Genomic DNA, 25,244 nt, shown 5'->3' on the forward strand with positions numbered 1-25,244 from the left:
CCCGCCGGGGGGCCCGGCGGCTTCACCCCGCGTCCCGGCGCCGCCCCCCTGCCGCGCATGATCGCCGCCCAGACCGCGCTGGAGACGCGGATGCTGCTGCGGCACGGTGAACAACTGCTGCTGACCATGGTGATCCCGACCCTGATCCTGGTCGTCTTCAGCGGTCTGGACCTGATCGACCTCGGCGCCGGCCGGGACGACCGGGTCGGCCGACTGGAGTTCCTGACCCCCGGCGTGCTGGCGCTGGCCGTCCTCTCCACCGCCTTCACCGGTCAGGCCATCGCCACCGGCTTCGAGCGGCGCTACGGCGTCCTCAAACGTCTGGGCTCCACCCCGTTGCCCCGCGCGGGACTGATGACCGCGAAGACCGGCGCCGTACTGGCCACCCTGCTGGTGCAGGTCCTGCTGCTCTGCTCGGTCGCCCTGGCACTGGGGTGGGAACCGCGCGGCAACCCCCTCTCCGCCGCCCTGCTGATCCTGCTGGGCACCGCCGCCTGCGCCGGCCCCGGGCTGTTGCTGGCGGGCACCCTGCGGGCGGAGGCCACCCTGGCCGCCGCCAACCTGGTCTTCGTCCTGCTGCTGGTGGGCGGCGGGGTGGTGATCCCGCTGGAGAACTTCCCCTCACCGGTGGCGGAGGTGCTGGCCTTCGGTCCCTCGGCCGCACTCGCCGACGGCCTGCGGGCCGTGTTGGCGGACGGCGCGGCCCTGCCGCTCGGGCCGGTGGCGATCCTGGCGACCTGGGCGGTGGTCTCCCTCGCGGCGGCGGCGCGCTTCTTCCGCTGGGAGTGAGCCGGCGGGTCCGCCGTGTTCGGGATCCTCGGAGCACCGGTCCGAGGAATACCGAGCCGGGGACCGCGATCCCGGCCCCGTGGCACCCGGGGTGGGTTCCGTCCCATCCGCGGACCCCGTGCCGGGTGCCCGATTCGCCCGTGTCACCATGAACGGGTGCGTGAACTGCTGACCGCCCTGCGCAACCCGCTCGCCGCCCTCGACCGACGGTGGACCCCGAGCCCCCGGACCCTCCGCCTCGCGACCAACGCCGCCCTGGTGATGAGCGTGGTCATCGTGGTGACCGGCGGCGCCGTGCGGCTGACCGGTTCCGGCCTGGGCTGCGACACCTGGCCCAAGTGCACCGGGGACAGTCTGATGACCACCCCGGAGATGGGCATCCACGGGGTCATCGAGTTCGGCAACCGGCTGCTGACGTACGTGCTGGCCGCCGCGATCGGGTGGGTGATCGTCGCCTCCCGGTGCGCGAACCCCCGCCGGCGGTCGGTGACCCGGCTGGGCTGGTACCAGGTGGGCGTGGTGCTGGCCAACGCCATCGTGGGCGGGGTGACGGTCCTCACCGGCCTGAACCCCTTCTCGGTCGCCGCGCACTTCCTGCTCGCCACCGCGCTGATCACGCTGACCACCCTCACCCGTCGGCGTGCCCGGGAGGGCGACGAGACGCCCCATCCGCTGGTCGGCCCGCCGGTGCGCCGCGTGGTGTACGCGGTCACCGCCGTCTGCGGCGCGCTCGTCGTGGTGGGCACCGCGGTCACCGGCAGCGGTCGGCACGCGGGTGACCCCGGTGAGATCACCCGGATGCCCTTCGACTGGGAGGTCATCACCCGTCTGCACGCCGCCCTCGCCTGGGCCGTGGTCCTCGGCACCATCGCGGTGATCGTGGGGATGCGGCTGATGGACGCCCCGGCCGGCCCCCGGGCCCGGGCCCGGGATCTGCTGATCGTGCTGCTGGCCCAGGGGGCCGTGGGGTATGTGCAGTACGCCCTCGACGAGCCCGAGCTGCTGGTGGGCATCCACCTGCTGGGGGCGGCCCTGACCTGGGTCGCGATGATCCGTCTGGTGCTCTCGCTGCGCGATCGCGGCCCGGTGCCGGGGCGGCCGACGGACGGGGATCGCGCGCCCGCGACCCCGCTGGGAACGGGAACCGCCGGGGAGATCCGCGTACCGGCCGGCGCGAGCGCCGAAAAGGGCGACGCGAACCCGGCCGGGGACGGGGACCGCGCGCCCGCCGGGGTCTGAGGCCCCCGGCACCGCGCCGGGGGACATCGTTCGACCCCCGCGAATTCGATACCCGCGAAGGGGCCCGGTGCTCCGCCCACCGATCGGTGGGCGGAGCACCGGGCCCCTTCGCGTGCGCGGCGCGTCCGTCCCGCTCCCCTCGGACAACCCCGCGGGGTCCGGGCACCGGGAACGCGGCACCCGGTCGCCGTGACACGGCCCGCTCAACCCCGGACCGGGGAGGCGAGGGTCCTCAAGGGGTGCCGGAGGTCCCGGTGGGGGTATCGGCGGAGGGGTTGGCGGGGCCGCCGATCTGGCTGCCGGCCATGCGGCTCCACTCGTAGGGGCCGGTGCGCACCCGGCTCGCCATCTCACCGTCGAACGCCTCGTGAACGGTGACACCCGCGAGCGCCGCCGCGGCGAGCGCCCTCTCCCGTTCGTCGGTCACCACGTCGCCCCAGGCGCCGTCGGCGCCCACCAGCACCAGGCGGTAACCGCTGACGCCGAGGTGGGCGATGGAGGCGTCGGCGGAGCCGCCGTGCTCGGCGGCGAAGGCCCGGATGCGCCCGGCGAGCCGGGTGGTCCCGCGATCGGCTGTCGCCTTCCCTCCGGCGTCGCCCGCGGCGGGGGCGGAGGCGCCGGTCGGGGTGCCGGCGGGGGTCTCGGTTTCGGGGGTGTCGGCCATGCCCACCATGCTACCGACCGGTAGCAGGGGTCGCCAGGTACCGGGAACGACGGCGGGCCGTCCCCCGCGTCGGGAGGACGGCCCGCCGGACCGGGGAACGAACGGCCCGGTTCAGCTCACGAAGGGGTCGATCGCCACGGCCAGGAAGAGCAGCGACACGTAGGTGATCGACCAGTGGAACAGCCGCATCTCCTTGAGCTTGGCGCCGGTCACCCCCGCCCGGGCGCGGGCGCGCAGGGCGTGCGCCTCCCACAACCACCAGGCGCCCGCCAGGATCGCCACGGTGGCGTAGAACCAACCCGCGTAGCCGAGGGGCACCAGGGCCAGCGAGACGAGCACCATCACCCAGCTGTAGATCACGATCTGCCGGGCCACCACGGTGTTGGTCGCCACGACGGGGAGCATCGGTACCCCGACCCGGGCGTAGTCCTCGCGGACCCGCATCGACAGCGGCCAGTAGTGCGGGGGGGTCCAGAAGAAGATCACCAGGAAGAGGACGACCGCCGCCCAGGAGAGCGAGCCGGTCACCGAGGACCAGCCGATGAGCACCGGCATACAGCCGGCGATGCCGCCCCAGACGATGTTCTGCGAGGTCCGCCGCTTGAGGATCATCGTGTAGACCACGACGTAGAAGAGGAGGGCGCCCAGCGCCAGACCGGCCGAGAGCCAGTTGACCAGCAGCCCGAACCAGAGGGTGGAGACGGCCGCCAGGGAGATCCCGAAGACCAGGCACTCCACCGGGGTCACCATCCCGGTGACCAGCGGACGGTTCCCGGTCCGGGACATCAGCGCGTCGATGTCCCGGTCCAGGTACATGTTCAGGGCGTTCGCCCCACCCGCCGAGAGGTAACCGCCGACGCAGGTGGCCAGGACCAGCCACGGGTTCGGCACACCCTGTTCGGCGAGGAACATCACCGGGATCGTGGTGATGAGCAGCAGTTCGATGATGCGGGGCTTGGTGAGCGCGACGAACGCCTTGACCCGATCGGCGAAGCCGGCACCGGCCCGGGCATTCCCCGGACCCGCCGGAGGCGGTTGACCGGGCCCCGCGCTGCGCTGCTCCACGGGTCGGGATTCGACGGCCGTCACGGACACCCCTGATCAAGTGCGACATCGGCGACTCGCGCTCTTCCGGCGGGGCCTTCGACTCCCCGGGGCGGCGCGAGGCGGGCCACCGGCCCGCGCGTACCACGCCACTCTAGACGCCCGAGATACCCCGCTTGTCGCCGGGGTCCGCCGTGTCGATCCCACCCCATTTCCGCACCCCCGATCCCCGGCCCGCACCGTTCCGAACCCGGCCGTTCCGGCTTCCACCCCGGCTGTTCCGGCTCCGGGCCGGGTGCCGCGCCTCCGCCCCCGGCGTCCCCGTCGCGCCCCGTCCCCGCCTCCCGGCGCGCCGGGAGGCGGGGACGGGTGACGCGCGGCACCCTGGAGAAGTGGTGGACGAGGAGCGAGGCGGGCACGGCGGGAACGGACGGTGGCGTGCCCCGCCGCCTCCATCGGGACGGACGGGAACCCCGGGATCGGGCCGGCTCCGGACCGACCGGACGAGGCGTTCGGGAAAGCAACGAAAAACTCCGGAAAACACCAGCTCGGCAAGGGTTACCCGGGTTCTCGCCAGTTCTTGTCCCGGTGAACGAACACAGGCGGTCGGGCCCGGGCCCCGGGGGTAGGCTCGACCCCGCCGATGGCCCCGCCTCCCGAAAGTTCGGGAGAACGCCACGGCCCCGGCCTCACTATCCGGAGAGGAGCCCTGAAGCAGGGTGAGCACCACATCGAACAGCAGCGAACTCGACTGGACAGAACTGGACCGGCGAGCCGTGGACACCGTCCGCGTCCTGGCCATGGATTCCGTGCAGCGGGTCGGCAACGGGCACCCGGGGACGGCGATGAGCCTGGCCCCGGCCGCCCACCTCGTCTTCCGGAAGCTGATGCGGCACGACCCCTCCGACCCGGACTGGGCGGGCCGCGACCGCTTCGTGCTCTCCGTGGGCCACAGCAGTCTGACCCTCTACATCCAGCTCTACATGACCGGCTACGGCCTGGAGCTCGAGGACCTCAAGGCCTTCCGCACCTGGGGCAGCAGGACCCCGGGGCACCCGGAGCACGGTCACACCGTCGGCGTGGAGACCACCACCGGCCCGCTGGGGCAGGGTGTGGCCAACGCCGTGGGCATGGCGATGGCCTCCCGCTACGAGCGTGGCCTGTTCGACCCCGACACGGCGGTCGGCGAGTCCCCCTTCGACCACACCATCTGGGTCTTCGCCGGTGACGGCGACCTCCAGGAGGGCGTCTCCGCCGAGGCCGCCTCCCTCGCCGGTCACCAGAAGCTGGGCAACCTGGTCCTGCTGTGGGACGACAACCACATCTCCATCGAGGGCGACACCGAGACCGCCATCAGCGAGGACGTCCTCGGACGCTTCGAGGCGTACGGCTGGCACGTGCAGCGGGTGCCGCAGGCCGAGAGCGGCGACCTCGACCCCGTCGCCCTGCACGAGGCGATGGTCGCCGCCCGGGCGGAGACCTCCCGTCCCTCGATCATCGCGGCGCGCTCGATCATCGCCTGGCCCGCCCCCAACGCGCAGAACACCGAGGCCGCCCACGGCTCCGCGCTGGGCGCCGAGGAGGTGGCCGCCACCAAGCGGGTGCTGGGCTTCGACCCCGAGCGGGACTTCGTCGTGGAGCCCGAGGTGCTGGAGCACGTCCGGGGTGCCCGCGAGCGCGGCCGGGCGCTGCGCGCCGAGTGGGAGGAGCGGTTCGCCGCCTGGCGGGAGGCCGAGCCCGAGCGGGCCGCCGAGTGGGAGCGGATCCGCGCCGGCCGGCTGCCCGAGGGCTGGGAGAAGGCCCTGCCCACCTTCGAGCCGGGCAAGGACGTCGCCACCCGCAAGGCCTCCGGCCAGGTGCTGAAGGACCTGGGCGCGGTGATCCCGGAGCTGTGGGGCGGCTCGGCCGACCTCGCCGGTTCCAACAACACCACCATCGACGCCACGTCCTCCTTCCTTCCGGAGGGCAACCCGCTGCCCGGTGCCGACCCCTACGGTCGGACCCTGCACTTCGGGATCCGCGAGCACGCGATGGGTTCGACCATGAACGGCATCGCCCTGCACGGGAACACCCGGGTGTACGGCGGCACCTTCCTGGTCTTCTCCGACTACATGCGCCCCGCGGTGCGGTTGGCCGCGCTGATGCAGCTGCCGGTGACGTACGTGTGGACCCACGACTCCATCGGTCTGGGCGAGGACGGCCCCACCCACCAGCCGGTCGAACACCTCGCGGCGCTGCGCGCCATCCCCGGCCTGAACGTCGTGCGGCCGGCCGACGCCAACGAGACCGTCATCGCCTGGCGCGAGATCCTGCGCCGCCACGGCGAGCGGTCCGCCCCCCACGGCCTGGCGCTCACCCGCCAGAACGTGCCGACGTACGAGGCGGACGAGGACACCGCCCGGGGTGGTTACATCCGCGCCGAGGCCGAGGGCGGCGAGCCCCGGGTGATCCTCATCGGCACCGGTTCCGAGGTGCAGTTGGCGATGGCCGCCCGCGAGGAACTGCAGGCCGGGGGCATTCCCACCCGGGTGGTCTCGATGCCCTGCGCGGAGTGGTTCGAGGAGCAGACGCAGGCGTACCGCGACAGCGTGCTGCCGCCCGGCGTGCGCGCCCGGGTCGCCGTGGAGGCGGGCATCGGGATGAGCTGGTACCGCTGGACCGGCGACGCCGGTCGGGTGGTCTCCCTGGAGCACTTCGGCGCCTCCGCCGACTACCGCAAGCTGTTCGAGGAGTTCGGCATCACCGCCGGGGCCGTCGCGGCCGCGGCCCGGGAATCGCTGGCCGCCGCCGAGCGCTGACCCCGATACCAGACAGAGGAGTTGCGTTACCGATGACCGAGGCACTCAAGCGGCTCTCCGAGGAGGGCGTCGCGATCTGGCTGGACGATCTCTCGCGCAGCCGGATCACCTCCGGTGACCTGGGCGAGCTGATCGACCAGCAGCACGTGGTCGGGGTCACCACCAATCCCGCGATCTTCCAGAAGGCCATCTCCGCCGGCGAGGGGTACGAGCAGCAGGTCGCCGACCTCGCCGTGCGCCGCGTCTCCGTGGAGGAGGCGCTGCGGATGATCACCACCGCGGACGTGCGGGACGCCTGCGACGTCATGCGTCCCGTCTTCGACGCCACCGACGGCCGGGACGGCCGGGTCTCCATCGAGGTGGACCCGCGGTTGGCGCACGCCACCGCCCCCACCGTCGCCGAGGCCAAGCAGCTGGCCTGGCTGGTGGACCGGCCGAACACACTGATCAAGATCCCGGCCACCGAGGCCGGACTGCCCGCCATCACCGAGACGATCGCCCTGGGCATCAGCGTCAACGTCACGCTGATCTTCTCCCTGGAGCGGTACCGCGCGGTGATGGACGCCTACCTCACCGGCCTGGAACGGGCCCGGGAGAAGGGGCTGGACATCTCCGGCATCCACTCGGTGGCGTCGTTCTTCGTCTCCCGGGTGGACACCGAGATCGACAAGCGGCTGGACGCCCTGGGCACCGAGGAGGCGAAGGCGCTGCGCGGGAAGGCCGGGCTGGCCAACGCCCGCCTCGCCTTCCGGGCCTACGAGGAGGTCTTCTCCTCCCCCCGCTGGGAGGAGCTGGCGCGGGAGGGCGCCAACGTCCAGCGTCCGCTGTGGGCCTCGACCGGCGTGAAGGACCCGGCCTACCCCGACACCCTCTACGTCACCGAACTGGTCGCCCCCGGCACCGTCAACACGATGCCGGAGGCCACTCTGCGGGCCGCCGAGGATCACGCGGAGATCACCGGTGACACCATCAGCGGCACCCACGAGCTCGCCCGGGCCGACATCGACGCCCTGGCCGAGCACGGCATCTCCTACGACGAGGTCGTGAAGCTCCTCGAGGTCGAGGGCATCGAGAAGTTCGAGAGCGCCTGGAACGACCTGCTCGACTCCACCCGCGCCGAGTTGGAAAGGCTCGCGCCGGAGGAAGGTCGAGAGGACGCGTGAGCGGCGACACCACGGCGTCCGGGGGCACCACCCCCGCCCCCGGCGCCAACCCGCTGCGGGACCCCGGGGACCGACGGCTGCCGCGGATCGCGGGGCCGTCGGGCCTGGTCATCTTCGGGGTGACCGGGGATCTGTCCCGCAAGAAGCTGATGCCCGCCGTGTACGACCTCGCCAACCGGGGTCTGCTCCCACCGGGCTTCTCCCTGGTCGGCTTCGCCCGCCGGGATTGGGAGGACGAGGACTTCGCGAAGGTCGTGCACGACTCCGTCAAGGAGCACGCCCGCACGCCGTTCCGGGAGGAGGTCTGGCGGCAGCTGTCCGAGGGGATGCGGTTCGTACCCGGCGTCTTCGACGACGACTCCGCCTTCGAGACCCTGCGGCACACCATCGACCGCCTGGACAAGGAGCGCGGCACCGGCGGCAACTTCGCCTTCTACCTGTCGGTGCCGCCGAAGTTCTTCCCCCTGGTGGTGCAGCAGCTCAAGAAGCACGGCCTGTCCGAGGGGAAGGGCGACAGTTGGCGACGGGCCGTCATCGAGAAGCCCTTCGGGCACGACCTGGCCTCCGCCCGCGAGCTGAACCGGACCGTGCACGGCGTCTTCGCCAACCACGAGGTCTTCCGGATCGACCACTACCTGGGCAAGGAGACGGTCCAGAACATCCTGGCGCTGCGTTTCGCCAACACGATGTTCGAGCCGCTGTGGAACCGCAGTTACGTGGACCACGTGCAGATCACCATGGCCGAGGACATCGGCATCGGCGGTCGGGCGGGGTACTACGACGGCATCGGCTCGGCGCGCGACGTCATCCAGAACCACCTGCTGCAACTGCTGGCGCTGACCGCGATGGAGGAGCCGGTCTCCTTCGACGCCAAGGCGCTGGTCACCGAGAAGCTCAAGGTGCTGAACGCGGTGCGGCTCCCCTCCGATCCGGCCCGCACCACGGTGCGGGGGCAGTACACGGCGGGGTGGCAGGGCGGGACCCGGGTGGCGGGCTACCTCCAGGAGGAGGGCATCGACCCCGGGTCGGTGACCGACACCTACGCGGCGCTGAAGCTGGAGATCGACAACCGGCGGTGGGCGGGGGTGCCGTTCTACCTGCGCACCGGCAAGCGGCTGGGGCGGCGGGTCACCGAGATCGCGGTGGTCTTCCAGCGGGCCCCCTACTCACCGTTCGACGCCACCGACACCCGCGAGTTGAACAACAACGCGCTGGTGATCCGGGTGCAGCCGGACGAGGGCGTGACGATCCGCTTCGGCTCCAAGGTGCCCGGCACCCAGATGGAGATCCGGGACGTGACGATGGACTTCGCGTACGGCGAGTCCTTCACCGAGTCCAGCCCGGAGGCGTACGAGCGGCTGCTGCTGGACGTGCTGCTGGGCGACGCCAACCTCTTCCCCCGGCACAACGAGGTCGAGCGGTCCTGGGAGATCCTCGACCCGGTCGAGGAGTTCTGGGCGGCCGGCGGCCGGCCGGAACCGTACACCGCCGGGACCTGGGGACCGAAGGCGGCCGACGAGATGCTCGCGAGGGACGGACGGAGTTGGCGACGGCCATGAACATCGACCTCACGGACACCACCTCCAGTCGGATCAACGCGGCCCTGGTGCAGGCCAGGCGGGCGACCGGCACGCCGGCCATCGGCATGGTCCTGACCCTGGTCATCGTCACCGACGAGGGCAATCACTACGACGCGCTGAAGGCGGCGGGAGAGGCGTCCAAGGAGCACCCCTCGCGCATCCTGGTGGTGGTGCGGCGTCCCGGACGCTCGCCCCGCGACCGGGCCGTGGCCCGGCTCGACGCCGAGGTCCGGGCCGGGGCCGACGCCGGCAGCGGGGAGACCGTGCTGCTGCGCCTGCACGGCGAGCTCGCCGCGCACGCCCACAGCGTGGTACTGCCGCTGCTGCTGCCGGACGCGCCGGTGGTGGTCTGGTGGCCCGAGGACGCCCCGGAGCGCCCGGCCGACGACCCGCTGGGGTCCCTGGCGCAGCGCCGCATCTCCGACGCGGCCTCCACCGAGGACCCGATCGCGGCCCTGGAGGTGCGCGCCAAGGGCTACTCCCCCGGTGACACCGATCTGGCCTGGACCCGGATCACGCCGTGGCGCAGCGTACTGGCCTCGGCCCTGGATCAGCGGCACAGCCGTGTGCGGTCGGCGGTGGTCGAGGGCGAGGAGCACAATCCCAGTGCCGAGTTGCTCGCCATGTGGCTCGGGGCGCGGTTGGAGGTGCCCGTGGAGCGGGTACTGACGGAGGGTCCGGGGATCACGGCGGTGCGGCTGGCCACGGCCGAGGGCATGATCTCCCTGACCCGGCCCACCGGGGCCCTGGGCGGGCTGGAGATGCCCGGTCAGCCGGACCGGCACGTGGCGCTGCAGCGGCGCGGGACGGCCGAGCTGATCGCCGAGGAGCTGCGGCGGCTGGATCCGGATGTCGCCTACGCGCAGGCGGTGCGCTTCGACACCTCCCGGCTGCGGCACACCGAGCCGGCGGAGACCGGGGACGGCTCCGGGGAGGACGGGGGCGGTACCCCCGCCCCGGACACCGGGGAGAGCACGACCGCCGGGGACGCGCCGGGGCGGGAGTCCCGCGAGTCCCCCGGTGACACCCGCTCGGGCACCTCGTGGAAGCTCACCGCCCGGAAGGGGAACAGGCGATGACCGCTCCGGGACGGGTGATCCCCCGGGTACTGGTGCACCGTGACGCGGAACTGCTCGCGGCGGCGGCCGCCGCCCGTCTGCTGACCCGGATCGTCGACGCGCAGAGCGAACGGGGCTCGGCGTCGGTGGTGCTGACCGGAGGACGCAACGGCATCGCGTTGTTGCGGGCCGTGGCCGCCGCCCCGGCCCGGGAGGCCGTGGACTGGTCCCGGGTTGACCTGTGGTGGGGTGACGAGCGGTACCTGCCGGCCGGTGACCCGGATCGCAACGAGACGCAGGCCCGCGAGGCCCTGTTGGACTCGCTGCCGCTGGATCCGGCCCGGGTGCACGCCATGCCGGCGGTCGCCCCCGACACCGACCCGGCCGCGCTCGGGGCGGTGGAGGCCGCCGCCGAGCGGTACGCCGCCGAACTCGCGGCGGCCTCGCCGGACGCGAGCGGCCTCCCGGGGTTCGACGTGCTGCTGCTGGGCGTGGGCCCGGACACCCACGTCGCCTCGCTCTTCCCCGATCACCCCGCCCTCGAAGAGACCGGTCGCACGGTGGTGGCGGTGCGCGGTGCGCCGAAGCCCCCGGCCGAGCGGGTCACCCTGACACGCCCCGCCATCCGGGGGGCGCGCGAGGTCTGGCTGCTGGCCGCCGGGAAGGACAAGGCGGGGGCGGTGGCCACCGCCCTCTCGGGCGCGGACGGCGACACCGTGCCGGCGGCGGGCGTGCACGGCCTGGACCGGACGCTGTGGTTGCTGGACATCTCGGCCGCCGCGCAGTTGCCCGAGCGGATCCACCCGCCCGCCGCCGGCTGAGCGGTCCCGCGTCCCCGACGGGCGTTCGACGACCGGCGGCGGGTGACACGACCCCGATGTCACGACGGCCCCCGTCCCACCGGTTCTCCGGTGGGACGGGGGCCGTCGTGGGTTCGACCGACGGGCCGGCGCGGATCGCCCCCGGCGGGGCCGCCGGTACCGGGCGTCAGCGCCCGCGCAGCTCCCGGTAGCGGGCCACCAGGGCGGTGGTGGAGGCGTCCAGCCCGGGCACCTCCGTCCCCTCGGTGAGCGCCGGCTCCACCCGCTTGGCCAGCACCTTGCCCAGCTCGACGCCCCACTGGTCGAAGGAGTCGATGTTCCACACCGCGCCCTGCACGAAGACCTTGTGCTCGTACAGCGCGACGAGTTGGCCCAACACGGAAGGGGTCAGTCGGGGGGCCAGGATCGTGGTGGTGGGGCGGTCGCCCCGGAAGGTGCGGTGCGGTACCAGCTCCTCCGCCACGCCCTCGGCGCGGACCTCCTCGGCGGTCTTGCCGAAGGCCAGGGCCTGGCCCTGGGCGAGGAGGTTGGCCATCAGCAGGTCGTGGTGGTCCCGCAGGCGGGGGGAGAGCTCCGCCACCGGCCGGGCGAAGCCGATCAGGTCGGCCGGGACCAGCTTGGTGCCCTGGTGCAGCAGCTGGTAGTAGGCGTGCTGGCCGTTGGTACCGGGAGTGCCCCAGACGATCGGTCCGGTCTGCCAGCGCACCGGCTCGCCGTCCCGGTCCACGGACTTGCCGTTGGACTCCATGTCCAACTGCTGGAGGTAGGCCGGGAACTTCCCCAGGTAGTGGGAGTAGGGCAGCACCGCGTGCGACTGGGCGTCGTGGAAGGCGTTGTACCAGATGCCCAGCAGCCCCATGAGCAGCGGGGCGTTGGCCTCCGGCGGGGCGGTGCGGAAGTGCTCGTCGACGGTGTGGAAGCCGGCGAGCATGTCGTGGAAGTTGTCCGGTCCGATGCCGACCATCAGCGCCAGGCCGATCGCCGAGTCGTAGGAGTACCGGCCACCGACCCAGTCCCAGAACTCGAACATGTTGGCGGTGTCGATGCCGAAGGCCGCGACCTCGTCGGCGTTGGTGGAGACGGCGACGAAGTGCCGGGCGACCGCCTCCTCGCCGGTGTCGGGGCCGATGCCCTCCAGCAGCCAGGCCCGGGCGGAACGGGCGTTGGTGATGGTCTCGATGGTGGTGAAGGTCTTGGAGGCGACCACGAACAGCGTCTCGGTGGGGTCCAACCCGCGCAGCGCCTCGTGCAGGTCCGAGCCGTCCACGTTGGAGACGAAACGGATCTCCACCTCACGGGTGGAGTAGGGGCGCAGTGCCTCGTAGGCCATGGCCGGCCCCAGGTCGGAGCCGCCGATGCCGATGTTGACCACCGTGCGGATGCGCCGACCGGTGTGTCCGGTCCACTCCCCGGAACGGACGCGCTCGGCGAAGGCACCCATGCGGTCCAGAACCGCGTGCACGGCGGGCACGACGTTCTCGGATTCCCCGCCGTCGCCGACGGCCGGCCGGATCTCCGCGCCACGGGGCGCCCGCAGGGCGGTGTGCAGCACCGCCCGGTCCTCGGTGGTGTTGATCCGCTCCCCGCGGAACATCGCGTCCCGCAGCCCCTCGACGTCCGTCGCGACGGCCAACCCGCGCAGCAGCCCCAGCGTCTCGTCGGTGATCAGGTGCTTGGAGAAATCGATGTGGAGGTCACCGGCCCGTACCGTGTGGCGCTCCGCCCGCCCCGGGTCCTTCGCGAACAGCTCCCGGAGGCCGACCTCCCCCAGCTCCTCCCGGTGCTTCGCCAGGGCGTGCCACTCCGGCATCCGGTCCAGCCCCGTCCGGCCTGCTGCGTTCATCGTGCTTGTCCAGCCCATCTCTCGCCGTGTGCGGTCCCCGCCGGGGCCCACGCTAGTCGATCGCGGCGGTCGGGACCGGACGCACGGCCGCGTGCCCCGGGGCCGTCGGACGAGGTCGAACCGCGCGGCGCCGAACGGCCCCGCTCCGTGCCGCCGGCGCCGTCGCGCCGGTCAGCGCGCCCGTAGGAAGGCGCTGGTGGCGACCCTGCCGATCCATTCCAGTCGGCCGTCGCCGCGCTTGAGGTGCCGATCGGTGGCCTCCTGCACGCCGGGCCACTGCCGGGCACCGTAGTCGTCGAGGACCACCACCGCGCCGGGCGCGGTGATCGTCTCCACCCACTCCAGGTCGGCCGCCACGCCCTCGGCGGTGTGGTCGCCGTCCACGACGACCAACCCGTAGGAGCGGTCGGAGGCCGCCGCGCGCACCTCCGGGTCGCCCGACAGGCCCCGGCACAGCCGGAAGCGGTCGGGGTCCACACCCGCCAGGGCGAGGTTGGAGCGCACCAGGGTCTCGGTGATGGGCACCCCCGAGGCGTCCTCCCCGAGTTCCCTGCCGCCCTGGAGCTGTCGGGAGGCGACCGGGTCCACCAGGGTGAGCCGGTAGTCGGTGCCGGTGCGCAGTACCTGCCGGACCAGGGCACCGGCGAACAGCCCGTACAGACAACCGATTTCGAGGATCTCCCCGTTCGGCGGGCGCAGCAGGGGGACGGCGGCGAGCTTGCCCACGATGTTGGGGGTGGAGCCGGCGATACGACCCACACCCCGGTTCTCCACCTCCACCAGCGTGCGGTGGGCGATGACCGTCTCGCGCGGGGCGACGCCGCGCGGGTCGCCGAGATCGGCGAGTTCGGCCGCGAGCAGCCGCATCCGGTCGGGATCGACCCGGCGGTCCCGCCGGCCCTCGGGCCCGAAGATCGCCTCCACGGTGGCCCGGACCACCGGGTCGCCGGCGGGGTCGTAGGGGCCGTCGGACGCCGCGACCGGGGCGCCGCCCGCCCGCAGGGCCCGTACCTCGGCCCGGAGTTCCTCCACGGTGCGCCGCAGTTCGGTCACGGTGCCCTGCCGGTCGCCGGCGGTGCGACGGATGCGACGGTCGATGCGCGAGTCGAGCACCCGGGCGACCGGTCGAAGGGCTCGCCTGAGCAGAAGGGGGGGCTTGGTCATGGGAGCACGCTAGTGAGCCCGGCGGGGATACGCGGCGCGGGCGGCGCGGGCTTCACAGGACCTTCTCCCGGAGGCAAACCGCCGTTCCCCCGCCGGTCCCCGGTCGGTCCCGGAGTGGACGGACCACGGCGGATCGGGACGTCGGGATTCCGGAAGTCCGGGTTTTCCCGGCATGATCCGACGGAAACCGGAGAGGGGTCAGTGGGTGAAACCGATCCCCGAGGGGATCAGATCTCGCCGCGGAGCTTGGCCAGCGCCTCGGCCAGGATGGCCTCCCCGTCGGCTTCGCTGCGTCGCTCCCGCACGTAGGCCAGGTGCGTCTTGTAGGGCTCGTTGCGGGGCGGGTCCGGGGGATTGTCCCGGTTCTGGCCGGCGGGGAAGCCACACCGCGGGCAGTCCCAACCGTCCGGGATCTGCGCGTCGCTGGCGAAACTCGGCCGTGTCTCGTGTCCGTTCGCACACCAGAACGAGACCTTCAGACGGGGCGCGGACTCACCGCGCTCGGCCTCGCCCATGGGCCCCGCTCCGACCCGGCTGCCCCGAATCGCGTTGCCACCTGCCACGGTCTGACTCCCTGCCTCACGTGCTGCGAAGTTGCCCCAGTGTATGTGAGGTTCAACGCGTACGCAGGACCCGTGGTAACGAACGATGCCGGGGTGTGATCGACCCCGGCCGGTTCGGTTCGTCGCGGGGGTCGGTTTCCGACCCGGGGTCAGCTCTTGACCAGCAGCCCCAGCACCACGATGATCGCGAACCAGATCAGGGCCACGACGACGGTGATCCGGTCCAGGTTCCGCTCGGCCACCGAGGAACCGCCGACGGAGGACTGCATACCGCCACCGAACATGTCGGAGAGGCCGCCACCCTTGCCCTTGTGCATGAGCACCAGCAGCCCCAGCAGGAAGCTGAACAGGATGAGGGCGATCGAGAACCCCGTGATCACGGTGGACCCACTCTCTGGAGACGGACGCGTGGTGGATGTGTGCGCGGCGCGGGCGGCCCGGACGCCGGTCGGACGCCCACCAATGTACAGGTTGGAGCCCGGAGGACGTCCCCCGCTGCACGAGGATCGGGAGACCGGCCGGGGACGGCCGGCCCCGGGGCACGGGGCCGGGGACGCCACCGGGAAACGACACCGGGCACCCCGGCACGGCGACCGGTGATCGGGCCGCCGCTCCGGGGCCCGGGCTCAGCGGTCGCGGAAGCGGACGACGCGGACGAACTCGTCGGCGTCCAGGGACGCGCCACCGACCAGGGCGCCGTCCACATCGGGCTGCGCCATGATCGCGGCGACGTTGTCGCCCTTGACCGAACCGCCGTACTGGATGCGCACCTGCTCGGCGACCCCGGGGTTGTACAGCTCGGCCAGGCGGGTCCGGATGGCCCCGCAGACCTCCTGGGCGTTCTCCGGGGTGGCGACCTCACCGGTGCCGATGGCCCAGACCGGCTCGTAGGCGATCACCAGGCGGGCGGCCTGCTCGTCCGGGAGGTCGCGCAGCGCGCCGTCGAGCTGCGCCAGGGTGTGCGGAACCTGCTCGCCGGCCTTCCGCACGTCCAGTCCCTCGCCGACGCACAGGATCGGCACCAGGCCGTGCCGGAAGGCGGCACGGACCTTGGCGTTGCAGGTCTCCTCGTTCTCGCCGTGGTACTGGCGACGCTCGGAGTGGCCGACGACCACGTAGGAGCAACCGAGCTTGGCGAGCATGGCACCGGAGATCTCGCCGGTGCGGGCTCCGGAGTCCTCGGAGGAGAGATCCTGCGCGCCGTAGCGCAGCTTGAGCTTGTCCCCGTCCACCAGGGTCTGCACCGAACGCAGGTCGGTGAAGGGGGGCAGGAGCGCGACCTCGACGGCCTCGTAGTCCTTGTCCTCCAGGGCGAAGGCGAGCTTCTGGGCGTGGGCGATGGCCTCGAGGTGGTTGAGGTTCATCTTCCAGTTGCCCGCCATCAGGGGCGTGCGAGTGGTCATCGGTGGCGTGTCCTCGTGATCGTCGTGATCGTTGCGGTCGTCGTGCTCGTCGTGCTGGTTGCGGTCGTCGCGCCGGTCGTACCCGGCACTCCGGTCGCGTGTCCGTCCGCGTCCTCCCGGGGGCGGGCGGCGTCCGGTGCCGAACAGGACACCGGACGCCCGGGGGCGGATGCCGGCGGCGGGTCGGTGTGCCCACCGGCGCGTGTCGTGATCCGCGCGCCCCGGGCACCGCCGGGCGGCGCCCGGGGCGGGGCGGCTCAGTCCTCCAGCGCCGCCAGCCCCGGCAGGGTCTTGCCCTCCAGGTACTCCAGGCTCGCCCCACCACCGGTGGAGATATGGCCGAAAGCCGTCTCGTCGAATCCCAACAGACGGACGGCGGCGGCCGAGTCGCCGCCGCCGACGACGGTGAAGGCGTTCCCGTCGAGCAGCGCCTGCGCGACCGCCCGGGTGCCCTCCGCGAAGTCCGGGTGCTCGAAGACGCCCATGGGGCCGTTCCAGAACACGGTGGCGGTGTCCGCCAGGCGGGAGGCGTAGAGCTTGCGGGACTCCGGACCGATGTCCAGACCCATCCGGCCCTCCGGCATGGCGTCGGCGGGCACCGTCTCCGGGTGGGCGGGGGCCTTGGTGTCCAGGTCGGGAAAGCCCTCGGCGACCACGATGTCCACCGGCAGCACGAACTCCACGCCCAGCTCCTCGGCGCGGCGCAGGTACTCGCGGACCTGCGGGAGCTGGTCCTCCTGCAACAGCGAGGAGCCCACCGAGTGGCCACGGGCGGCCAGGAAGGTGAAGACCATGCCGCCGCCGATCAGGATGCGGTCGGCGCGCTCCAGCAGGTGGTCGATCACCCCGAGCTTGTCGGAGACCTTGGCACCGCCCAGGACGACGGCGTAGGGGCGCGCGACGTTCTCGGTCAGCCGGCGCAACACGCCGACCTCCGTGGCGATCAGGCCGCCGGCGGCGTGCGGCAGGCGGGCCGGCAGATCCCACACCGAGGCGTGCCGGCGGTGCACGGCGCCGAAGCCGTCGCCGACGTACAGGTCCGCGAGTTCGGCGAGGCGGTCGGCGAAGGCGCCGCGCTCGGCGTCGTCCTTCGCCGTCTCACCCGGGTTGAAGCGCAGGTTCTCCAGCAGCGCCACGTCACCGTCGGCCAGGCCGTCGACGGCCGCCCGCGCGGCGGGGCCGACGGTGTCACCGGCGAAGGTGACCGGACGGTCGAGGAGTTCCCCGAGCCGGGTCGCGACGGGGGCCAGCGAGTAGCGGGGGTCGGGCTCACCCTTGGGGCGGCCCAGGTGGGAGACGACGATCACCCGGGCGCCGGCCCCGGCGAGACGGGTGATCGTGGGAACGGCGGCCCGGATGCGGCCGTCGTCGGTGATGGACTGCTCGCCGGGAGCGCCGGCGAGGGGGACGTTGAGGTCGGCACGGACCAGAACGCGGCGCCCGGCCACGCCCCGGTCGATGAGGTCGTCGAGAGTCTGCACGGATCGGCTCCTGTCGGTGGGGGTACTGGGCGGGGAACGCGGGACGGCGACGGTCCGGCACCCGCCGGGGGCGGGCGCCGCAGGGAACAGGGCCCGTGCTCGGTGCACGGGCCCTGTCGGTCACATCGCGGTCACACCGCGGTGTCGCCCGCGGTCAGAGCTTCTCGCCGACGAAGACGGTGAGGTCCACCAGACGGTTGGAGTAGCCCCACTCGTTGTCGTACCAGCCGACGACCTTGACCTGGTTGCCCTGCGCCATGGTGAGCAGGGAGTCGAAGGTGCAGGAGGCGGGCCAGTTGACGATGTCGGAGGAGACGATCGGGTCCTCGGTGTACTCCAGGATTCCCTTGAGCTGCCCCTCGGCGGCCTTCTGGAAAGCGGCGTTGACCTCGTCGCGGGTCACCTCGCGGCCGACCTCGAGTACCAGGTCGGTGACCGAGCCGGTGGGGACCGGGACACGCATGGCGATGCCGTCCAGCTTGCCCTTGAGCTGCGGGAGCACCAGGGCGGTGGCCTTGGCGGCGCCGGTGGAGGTGGGGATGATGTTCTCGGCGGCGGCCCGGGCGCGGCGCAGGTCCTTGTGCGGGAAGTCCAGGATGCGCTGGTCGTTGGTGTAGGCGTGGACCGTCGTCATCATGCCCTTGACGATCCCGAAGCTCTCGTCCACGACCTTCGCCAGCGGCGCCACGCAGTTGGTGGTGCAGGAGGCGTTGGAGATGACGTGGTGGTTCGCCGGGTCGTAGTCGTCGTGGTTGACGCCCATGACCACGGTGAAGTCCTCGTCCTTGGCCGGAGCCGAGATGAGGACCTTCTTCGCACCGGCGGTCAGGTGCTTGGCGGCGTCGTCGCGCTTGGTGAAGATGCCGGTGGACTCGATGACGATGTCCACGCCGAGGTCGCCCCACGGGATGTCGGCGGGGTCACGCTCGGACAGGACCTTGACGGTCTTTCCGTCGACGGTGATGGTGTCGGCGGTGTGGGAGACCTCGCCCCGGAGGCGACCCATGATCGTGTCGTACTTCAGCAGGTGGGCGGTGGTCGCGGTGTCACCCAGGTCGTTGACAGCCACGATCTCGACATCCGCCCCCTGCTCCAGGAGTGCGCGGAAGTAGTTGCGGCCGATGCGGCCGAAGCCGTTGATGCCTACGCGGATCGTCACGAACCGATCTCCTCGTTGGTACGCCGGTGACGGACACCGACGAAGCTGTTTGGGATGTCCCCGACCACTTCCGACCCTACCGCGCCGGGCCCCGGGTGGTGACATCGGCGGGCCGGTACACCGGTGGGCCGAACGGCCCGTTCTCGACGGTCGGGGACTACTGTTCGGTAATCGGTCTGCGCGGCGTCCGCCCGGCCGCCGCCGACGCTCACTCCGTCCCGCGGCCACTCGTCGGAACCGCGGTCCGCCGTGTCGGGCGTCCCGGGGCCACCGGGAACGCGTCGGAGCCGCCGGGAACCCCGGCGCGCCCGACACGGGGGCGGGCCGGGCGGGAAGGGCCGCCGTTCCGACGGGCGCCGGACGGCCGGTGGGGTCAGCCCACCATCTCCTCGGTGAGGCACGCTTCCGTGCCGGGCATCCCCAGGTCCCCGGCCCGCTTGTCCGCCATCGCCAGCAGACGTCGGATCCGCCCCGCGACGGCGTCCTTGGTCAGCGGTGGGTCGGCGAGCGCGCCCAACTCCTCCAGCGACGCCTGCTTGTGATCCATCCGCAGCCGGCCGGCGGCGGCGAGGTGCTCGGGCACGTCGTCACCCAGGATCTCCAGGGCCCGCTGCACCCGCGCGCCGGCGGCCACCGCGGCCCGGGCCGAGCGCCGCAGGTTGGCGTCGTCGAAATTGGCCAGCCGGTTGGCGGTGGCCCGCACCTCGCGGCGCATCCGGCGCTCCTCCCAGGCCAGCACCGCCTCGTGCGCCCCCAGGCGGGTGAGCAGGGCGCCGATGGCGTCACCGTCGCGGACCACGACCCGGTCCACCCCGCGCACCTCGCGGGCCTTGGCTGCGATCTGGAGCCTGCGGGCGGCCCCCACCAGGGCCAGAGCTGCCTCCGGACCGGGGCAGGTCACCTCCAGGGAGGAGGAGCGGCCGGGCTCGGTGAGCGAGCCGTGGGCGAGGAAGGCACCGCGCCAGGCGGACTCGGCGTCGCAGCCCGCGCCCGAGACGACCTGCGGCGGCAGGCCCCGGATGGGGCGTCCCCGGCTGTCCACCAGTCCGGTCTGCCGGGCCAGCTGATCGCCGCCGGCGACCACCCGCACCACGTAACGGCTGCCCCGGCGCAGACCACCCGGGGCCATCACCACCAGGTCGGAGCCGTGGCCGAAGATCTCCAGGATGTCGCGGCGCAATCGGCGGGCGGCGATGCCGGTGTCCAACTCGGCCTCGATCACGATGCGTCCGCTCACCAGGTGCAATCCGCCGGCGAACCGCAGCATGGAGGATACCTCCGCCTTGCGGCAACAGGTGCGGGTCACCGGGAGACGCGAGATCTCGTCCTTCACCGCTGCCGTCATCGCCATGGGCCGATCCTTCCGTGCATCCGAAAAATACGGTCGTACGCCGCGGCCAACAGCTCCGGGTCGTGCCGGGGCGTGGTGTCGCGCGCCGCGACCGGGGCCCGTTGAACCACTGCCCCGATCCGTTCGGCGGCCTCCTCGAGGCCCGCCTGGTGGTCCCGGGTGGCGGCCGTGTCGGCCAACACCACGTCGAAGGTGAGTTTAGGGGCGTGTTGTACCAAAACCTCCACATGACGCTGCGGTGAGAACCCGTCGGTCTCACCGGGCTGCGGCGCGAGGTTGAGGCACAGCACCCTGCGGGCCCGGGTCTCGGTGAGGGCCGAGAGCAGGTCGGGTACCAGCAGGTGGGGAATGACGGAGGTGAACCAGGAACCGGGACCGAGAATCACCCAGTCGGCCTCCCGGACGGCGGCCACGGCCTCGGGAACGGCCGGCGGATCGGGGGGAACCAACCGCACCCGCTGCACCTCGCCGGGGGTCAACGCCACCGTCGCCTGTCCGTACACCGAGGTCGTGTCGTCGGGGCGATCCGGGTCGTGGCCGCGCACCTCGGCGCACAGTTCCAGTGGCACACCGGCCATCGGCAGTACCCGCCCCCGGGCCCGCAGCAACCTGCCCACCAGGTCCAACGCGGCGACATGATCGCCCAGTTGCTCCCACAGCGCCACGATCAGCAAGTTGCCCACCGCGTGGTCGTGCAGGTCCCCGTGGCTGGTGAAGCGGTGCTGCACCAGGCTCGCCCAGGTACGGCCCCAGTCGTCGTCACCGCACAGCGCGGCGAGGGCCTTGCGCAGGTCGCCGGGCGGGAGCACCCCGAGTTCGTCCCGCAGCCTGCCGCTGGAACCGCCGTCGTCGGCGACGGTCACCACCGCGGTGAGGTCGTCGCCGGTGATTCGGCGCAGGGCGGTGAGCGAGGCGGACAGGCCCCGCCCCCCACCCAGGGCCACCACCTTGGGCGGGCCGGCACCGCGCCCGTCGCGACCGGGGCGCCCGGGAGCGCGGCCGGGGCGCAGGACCCGTACCGGGCGCGCCCCGCCGGATGATCGGTACGGCCCCCGGCCGCCCGTCGGCATTACTCGCGTCCCATGTCGCGGTGGACGACCGAGGTCTCCATCCCCGCCGCGGACAGCCTGCGGGCCAATCGCTCGGACATCGCCACGCTCCGGTGCTTTCCGCCGGTGCAGCCGATCGCGATGGTCACCCAGCGCTTGCCCTCGCGCTTGTAGCCGGCCGTGATCAGCTCCAACAACTCGGCGTAACGCTCCAGGAAGTCCTTCGCACCCGGCTGGTCGAACACGTAGCCGGCCACCCGGTCGCTGGTCCCGGTGTACGCCCGCAGCTCCGGCACCCAGTGCGGGTTGGGCAGGAAGCGGACATCGGCGACGTGATCGGCGTCCACCGGCAGGCCGTACTTGAACCCGAAGGACATCACGGTGGCACGCAGTTCCGGTTCGTCGTTGCCGGTGAAGTGGGCGTTCATCTTGGCCCGCAACTCGTGCACGTTGAGCGAGGAGGTGTCGATCACCAGATCGGCGTCGCCGCGCAGTTCGCGCAGCAGGTCCCGCTCGGCGGCGATGCCGTCGACGATGCGCCCCTCCCCCTGCAGGGGGTGGGGGCGGCGGACCGATTCGAACCGCTGCACCAGGGCGTTGTCGGATGCCTCCAGGAAAACGGTGCGGCGGGTGACGCCCATCGCCGTGAGGTCGGCCAGGGACTCCCGCAGGCTGTCGAAGAACCCGCGGCCCCGCACGTCGACGACGACGGCGATCCGGGCCACGTTGCCCTGCGAGCGGGCGCCCAGGTCCACCATGGTGGTGATCAGGGCGGGCGGGAGGTTGTCGACGACGAACCAGCCCAGGTCCTCCAGGCACTTGGCCGCGGTGCTGCGGCCGGCCCCGGACATCCCGGAGATGATCACCAGTTCGGGCAGGGTCGGTTCCTCGAGAAGCGGGGCGGGGCCGGGTTCGCGCCCGTCGGGAGTGGTGGCGGTCTCGGGTGTCTGATCACTCATCGTGGGGCTCCCCCGGGGCGGTCGCCGCACGGTGTGACGCGCGGCGGGTTGGGCACGACTCATCGGTGAACCGTGGTGACGGATGTGCGGACGGTGCGACGACCCGTACGGGCACGGGCCGGCTCGGACGGGAGGGGCCCGATGGGCGCGCGGACGCGCCGATCGGGCGGATCGTCGTCCCGGCTCGCCGGTCGATCACGATCCGCTCCTCCGCCACCGATGGTGCCACCTGCCCCGTCCCCTCCGCCGCACACCCCGGAAAGGGACGGCGGGGGGCATCGGGGGCGTGGCTCCCGTCACACCTCACCCCTCGATGATCTCACCCGTGGCGGTGTTGACTGCGGGGGCGGGGACCGGCTCGGCGGCGAGGGCGGCCACGATCGTCTCGGCGGTGCGTCGGCCGATGCCCGGCACCTCGCACAGCTGGTCCACGTCGGCGGCGCGCAGCCGCTTGAGCGAGCCGAAGTGGCGCAGCAGCGCCGTGCGACGGGTCTCGCCGAGACCGGGCACGTCGTCCAACGGGCCGCGCCGCACGGTGGCCGAACGGCGGGTGCGCTGGTAGCGGATGGCGAAGCGGTGGGCCTCGTCTCGGACCCGCTGCAGGAGGTAGAGGCCCTCACTCGTGCGGGACAGCACGACCGGGTCCTCCTCGTCCGGCAGCCAGACCTCCTCGAGCCGCTTGGCGAGGCCGCAGACGGCCACGTCGTCGATGCCCAGCTCGTCCATGGCCCGACGGGCGGCGGCCACCTGGGCGGGGCCGCCGTCCACGACCACGAGCTGCGGCGGGTAGGCGAAACGGCGCGGGCGACCCTCCTCGTCCCGGACGGTGCCGGTGGGGAGTGGCTCGTCGTCCCCGCCGGGGGCGGGCGCGGTGCCCGGCGCGCCGGTGTCGCCGGTGTCGCCGGTGGACCACTCGTCGGTGTTCTCCATCTCCCTGAGGTACCGGCGGAAGCGGCGGGAGACCACCTCGTGCATGGCCCGGACGTCGTCCTGGCCCTCGAAGCCCCGGATCTTGAACCGCCGGTACTCGCCCTTGCGGGCGAGGCCGTCCTCGAAGACCACCATCGAGCCGACGACCTCCTCCCCCTGCAGGTGGGAGATGTCGAAGCACTCGATGCGCAGCGGCGCCGAGTCCAGGCCCAGCGCCTCGGTGATCTCCTCCAGCGCACGGGAGCGGGTGGTCAGGTCGGAGGCGCGCTTGGTCTTGTGGACGGCGAGGGCGTGCTCGGCGTTGCGGGTGACGGTGGCCAACAGCTCCCTCTTGTCCCCTCGCCGGGGCACCCTCAGCTCGACCCGCGACCCGCGCCGCTCCGCCAACCAGTCCGTCAACGCCTCGGCGGACCCGGGCAACTCGGGGACCAACACCTCGCGGGGCACTCCTCCCCCGCCACCGACGTCCTCCCCGGCCCCGGACTCGTCGCCGTAGAGCTGCTGGAGCGCGTGCTCGACCAGACCGGCGACGGAGACGTCCTCGACCCGGTCGCTGATCCAGCCGCGTTGGCCGCGCACCCGGCCGCCGCGCACGTGGAAGATCTGCACCGCCGCCTCGAGTTCGTCGGCGGCGACGGCGAGCAGGTCGGCGTCGGTGGCGTCGTCCAGTACCACCGCGTTCTTCTCCATGGCGCGGCGCAGGGCGGCGATGTCGTCGCGCAGCCGGGCGGCCCGCTCGTACTCCATCGCCTCGGCCGCCGCAGCCATCTCCCCCTCCAGCCGGCGCAGGTGGGTGCCGGTGCGGCCGGCCATGAACTCGCAGAACCGCTCGGCCAGTTCCCGGTGCTCGTCGGGCGTGACCCGGCCGGTGCAGGGAGCGGCGCACTTCTCGATGTAGCCGAGCAGGCAGGGCCGGCCCACCTGACGGGCGCGCTTGAAGACGCCGTCGGAGCAGGTGCGGACGGGGAAGGCGCGCAACAACAGGTCCACGGTCTCGCGGATCGCCCAGGCGTGGGGGTAGGGGCCGAAGTAGCGCACCCCGCGCCGCTTGGGGCCGCGCATCACCCGGACCCGGGGGAACTCCTCGTTCAGGGTGACCGCGAGGGAGGGGTAGCTCTTGTCGTCGCGGTATTTGACGTTGAACCGGGGGTCGTACTCCTTGATCCAGCCGTACTCCAGCTGGAGGGCCTCCACCTCGGTGGAGACCACCGTCCACTCCACCGAGGCGGCGGTGGTGACCATGGTCGCGGTGCGCGGGTGCAGGGCGGCGATGTCCTGGAAGTACGAGGCCAGCCGGCGGCGCAGACTCTTGGCCTTCCCGACGTAGATCACCCGACGGTGCTCGTCGCGGAAGCGGTAGACACCGGGGGTGTCCGGCACCTCTCCCGGCGCGGGGCGGTAGGTGGAGGGATCGGCCATGCCGACCACCCTAATCGGCGGCGCCGACAACCCCGCCCCGTCCGGGTCGGGTGCTCACCAGCCGCGTTCGCGCCACTCGGGCAGATGGGGACGTTCGGCGCCGAGGGTGGTGTCGTTGCCATGGCCGGGGTAGACCCGGGTCTCGTCCGGGAGGACGCCGAACACCTTGGCCTCCAGATCGTCCATGAGGGAGTTGAACTCCTCCGGCCGTGTTGTCCGGCCGGGACCACCGGGGAACAGGCAGTCGCCGACGAAGACGTGGGGGTGGCCGCGCGGGTCGTCGTAGATCAGGACCACCGATCCCTCGGTGTGGCCCACCAGGTGCCGCACCAGCAGTTCGCAGCGCCCCACGGTGACGGTGTCGCCATCGTCCAACGGGCGGTCGGTGGGCTCGGGGATGCCGGGGGCGTCGTGACGGCCGGCGAGGGTGGGGGTGCCGGTCGCGGCGACGACCTCCGCCAGCGCCTGCCGGTGGTCGGCGTGGCGGTGGGTGGTGACCACACCGGTGAGGCCGTCCGGGCCGATGAGGCGCAGCAGGGTGCCGGGTTCCGCGGCGGCGTCGATCAGGAGCTGCTCCCCGGTGGTCCGGCAGCGCAGGAGGTAGGCGTTGTTCTCCATCGGACCGACGGCGACCTTGCTGATCAGCAGGTCGGTCAGTTCGTGGACGTCGGGTGGGCCGCCGACGGCGACCCGACCGGTGTAGGTCATGGGATGCGGTCCTTTCCGGTGCCCGTGACGGGAGGACGGGCAGTGGTGGGGCGGGGTGG

At 72.7% G+C, this 25,244-nt stretch carries 21 protein-coding genes; 7 read left to right on the plus strand and 14 right to left on the minus strand.

Translation table 11 applies throughout. From position 1 onward, the window contains the following. Positions 1-57 precede the first annotated feature (57 nt). Both LZF96_RS21910 and LZF96_RS21915 read left to right on the plus strand, forming a co-directional pair. On the plus strand, positions 58-789 hold the full coding sequence (locus tag LZF96_RS21910) for an ABC transporter permease (protein WP_233875750.1): 732 nt from the start codon (positions 58-60) through the stop codon (positions 787-789). Between the two features lie 156 nt (positions 790-945). Then, on the plus strand, positions 946-2,028 hold the full coding sequence (locus LZF96_RS21915; RefSeq protein ID WP_233875708.1) for a heme A synthase: 1,083 nt from the start codon (positions 946-948) through the stop codon (positions 2,026-2,028). 232 nt (positions 2,029-2,260) lie between these two features. Here the strand turns inward: LZF96_RS21915 and LZF96_RS21920 are convergent, their stop codons facing one another. After that, positions 2,261-2,692, minus strand: a complete 432-nt coding sequence (locus LZF96_RS21920) for a hypothetical protein (protein ID WP_308294261.1) — start codon at positions 2,690-2,692, stop codon at positions 2,261-2,263. 111 nt (positions 2,693-2,803) lie between these two features. After that, entirely contained in the window at positions 2,804-3,781 is a 978-nt protein-coding gene (locus LZF96_RS21925; RefSeq protein WP_374203304.1) for a heme o synthase, read from the minus strand. 674 nt (positions 3,782-4,455) lie between these two features. Between LZF96_RS21925 and tkt the strand changes: the two genes are divergently transcribed. The 5 genes from tkt to pgl are packed head-to-tail and all read left to right on the plus strand — an operon-like array spanning position 4,456 to position 11,156. Continuing rightward, positions 4,456-6,534: a transketolase gene (gene tkt, locus LZF96_RS21930; protein WP_233875715.1), complete on the plus strand. Its 2,079-nt coding sequence runs from the start codon at positions 4,456-4,458 to the stop codon at positions 6,532-6,534. 32 nt (positions 6,535-6,566) lie between these two features. Then, positions 6,567-7,697, plus strand: a complete 1,131-nt coding sequence (gene tal, locus LZF96_RS21935; RefSeq protein ID WP_233875717.1) for a transaldolase — start codon at positions 6,567-6,569, stop codon at positions 7,695-7,697. Then, positions 7,694-9,256 (plus strand): glucose-6-phosphate dehydrogenase, encoded by a 1,563-nt coding sequence (gene zwf / locus LZF96_RS21940; RefSeq protein WP_233875719.1) that lies wholly within the window; start codon positions 7,694-7,696, stop codon positions 9,254-9,256. Before tal ends, zwf begins: the two co-directional genes overlap by 4 nt. Further along, complete coding sequence (gene opcA / locus LZF96_RS21945) at positions 9,253-10,356, plus strand: glucose-6-phosphate dehydrogenase assembly protein OpcA (protein ID WP_233875721.1); 1,104 nt, start codon at positions 9,253-9,255, stop codon at positions 10,354-10,356. Before zwf ends, opcA begins: the two co-directional genes overlap by 4 nt. Beyond that, complete coding sequence (gene pgl, locus LZF96_RS21950) at positions 10,353-11,156, plus strand: 6-phosphogluconolactonase (protein WP_233875723.1); 804 nt, start codon at positions 10,353-10,355, stop codon at positions 11,154-11,156. Before opcA ends, pgl begins: the two co-directional genes overlap by 4 nt. Positions 11,157-11,322: 166 nt before the next feature. On the opposite strand, the gene pgi is transcribed toward pgl, so the two are convergent. The 12 genes from pgi to LZF96_RS22010 form a co-directional block, all read right to left on the minus strand. Further along, the gene (gene pgi / locus LZF96_RS21955) at positions 11,323-12,999 is read right to left on the minus strand and encodes a glucose-6-phosphate isomerase (protein WP_233875725.1); all 1,677 of its coding nucleotides are present in this window, start codon (positions 12,997-12,999) and stop codon (positions 11,323-11,325) included. A 171-nt stretch (positions 13,000-13,170) separates the two neighbouring features. Further along, the gene (locus LZF96_RS21960; protein WP_233875727.1) at positions 13,171-14,163 is read right to left on the minus strand and encodes a class I SAM-dependent methyltransferase; all 993 of its coding nucleotides are present in this window, start codon (positions 14,161-14,163) and stop codon (positions 13,171-13,173) included. A 227-nt stretch (positions 14,164-14,390) separates the two neighbouring features. Next, complete coding sequence (locus tag LZF96_RS21965; protein WP_308294262.1) at positions 14,391-14,726, minus strand: RNA polymerase-binding protein RbpA; 336 nt, start codon at positions 14,724-14,726, stop codon at positions 14,391-14,393. A gap of 149 nt (positions 14,727-14,875) precedes the next feature. Continuing rightward, positions 14,876-15,106, minus strand: coding sequence for a preprotein translocase subunit SecG (gene secG, locus LZF96_RS21970; protein ID WP_233875730.1), 231 nt, complete (start codon positions 15,104-15,106; stop codon positions 14,876-14,878). 246 nt (positions 15,107-15,352) lie between these two features. Beyond that, positions 15,353-16,129, minus strand: a complete 777-nt coding sequence (tpiA, locus tag LZF96_RS21975) for a triose-phosphate isomerase (protein ID WP_233875732.1) — start codon at positions 16,127-16,129, stop codon at positions 15,353-15,355. A 257-nt stretch (positions 16,130-16,386) separates the two neighbouring features. After that, positions 16,387-17,610, minus strand: a complete 1,224-nt coding sequence (gene pgk, locus LZF96_RS21980; protein ID WP_233875734.1) for a phosphoglycerate kinase — start codon at positions 17,608-17,610, stop codon at positions 16,387-16,389. Positions 17,611-17,764: 154 nt separating this feature from the next. Further along, positions 17,765-18,769, minus strand: coding sequence for a type I glyceraldehyde-3-phosphate dehydrogenase (gap, locus tag LZF96_RS21985; RefSeq protein WP_233875736.1), 1,005 nt, complete (start codon positions 18,767-18,769; stop codon positions 17,765-17,767). A 373-nt stretch (positions 18,770-19,142) separates the two neighbouring features. Then, on the minus strand, positions 19,143-20,120 hold the full coding sequence (gene whiA, locus LZF96_RS21990; RefSeq protein ID WP_233875738.1) for a DNA-binding protein WhiA: 978 nt from the start codon (positions 20,118-20,120) through the stop codon (positions 19,143-19,145). Beyond that, on the minus strand, positions 20,111-21,190 hold the full coding sequence (gene yvcK, locus LZF96_RS21995; protein ID WP_374203305.1) for a uridine diphosphate-N-acetylglucosamine-binding protein YvcK: 1,080 nt from the start codon (positions 21,188-21,190) through the stop codon (positions 20,111-20,113). Before yvcK ends, whiA begins: the two co-directional genes overlap by 10 nt. Then, complete coding sequence (gene rapZ / locus LZF96_RS22000; protein WP_233875740.1) at positions 21,190-22,128, minus strand: RNase adapter RapZ; 939 nt, start codon at positions 22,126-22,128, stop codon at positions 21,190-21,192. Before rapZ ends, yvcK begins: the two co-directional genes overlap by 1 nt. Positions 22,129-22,431: 303 nt before the next feature. Beyond that, complete coding sequence (gene uvrC / locus LZF96_RS22005) at positions 22,432-24,477, minus strand: excinuclease ABC subunit UvrC (RefSeq protein ID WP_233875742.1); 2,046 nt, start codon at positions 24,475-24,477, stop codon at positions 22,432-22,434. A gap of 54 nt (positions 24,478-24,531) precedes the next feature. Next, entirely contained in the window at positions 24,532-25,185 is a 654-nt protein-coding gene (locus LZF96_RS22010) for an MBL fold metallo-hydrolase (protein ID WP_233875744.1), read from the minus strand. Positions 25,186-25,244 lie beyond the last annotated feature (59 nt).

Source organism: Streptomyces sp. ST2-7A, from assembly GCF_021390475.1.
GTDB lineage: Bacteria > Actinomycetota > Actinomycetes > Streptomycetales > Streptomycetaceae > Streptomyces.

What these genes read in the sequence shown, in the direction of transcription:
- whiA (WP_233875738.1), bottom strand. Translation starts at nt 20,120, where the DNA reads ATGGCGATGACGGCAGCGGTGAAGGACGAGATCTCGCGTCTCCCGGTG.
- rapZ (WP_233875740.1), bottom strand. Translation starts at nt 22,128, where the DNA reads ATGAGTGATCAGACACCCGAGACCGCCACCACTCCCGACGGGCGCGAA.
- pgl (WP_233875723.1), top strand. Translation starts at nt 10,353, where the DNA reads ATGACCGCTCCGGGACGGGTGATCCCCCGGGTACTGGTGCACCGTGAC.
- tal (WP_233875717.1), top strand. Translation starts at nt 6,567, where the DNA reads ATGACCGAGGCACTCAAGCGGCTCTCCGAGGAGGGCGTCGCGATCTGG.
- LZF96_RS22010 (WP_233875744.1), bottom strand. Translation starts at nt 25,185, where the DNA reads ATGACCTACACCGGTCGGGTCGCCGTCGGCGGCCCACCCGACGTCCAC.
- uvrC (WP_233875742.1), bottom strand. Translation starts at nt 24,477, where the DNA reads ATGGCCGATCCCTCCACCTACCGCCCCGCGCCGGGAGAGGTGCCGGAC.
- LZF96_RS21920 (WP_308294261.1), bottom strand. Translation starts at nt 2,692, where the DNA reads ATGGCCGACACCCCCGAAACCGAGACCCCCGCCGGCACCCCGACCGGC.
- tpiA (WP_233875732.1), bottom strand. Translation starts at nt 16,129, where the DNA reads ATGACCACTCGCACGCCCCTGATGGCGGGCAACTGGAAGATGAACCTC.
- pgi (WP_233875725.1), bottom strand. Translation starts at nt 12,999, where the DNA reads ATGAACGCAGCAGGCCGGACGGGGCTGGACCGGATGCCGGAGTGGCAC.
- LZF96_RS21960 (WP_233875727.1), bottom strand. Translation starts at nt 14,163, where the DNA reads ATGACCAAGCCCCCCCTTCTGCTCAGGCGAGCCCTTCGACCGGTCGCC.
- yvcK (WP_374203305.1), bottom strand. Translation starts at nt 21,190, where the DNA reads ATGCCGACGGGCGGCCGGGGGCCGTACCGATCATCCGGCGGGGCGCGC.
- LZF96_RS21910 (WP_233875750.1), top strand. Translation starts at nt 58, where the DNA reads ATGATCGCCGCCCAGACCGCGCTGGAGACGCGGATGCTGCTGCGGCAC.
- opcA (WP_233875721.1), top strand. Translation starts at nt 9,253, where the DNA reads ATGAACATCGACCTCACGGACACCACCTCCAGTCGGATCAACGCGGCC.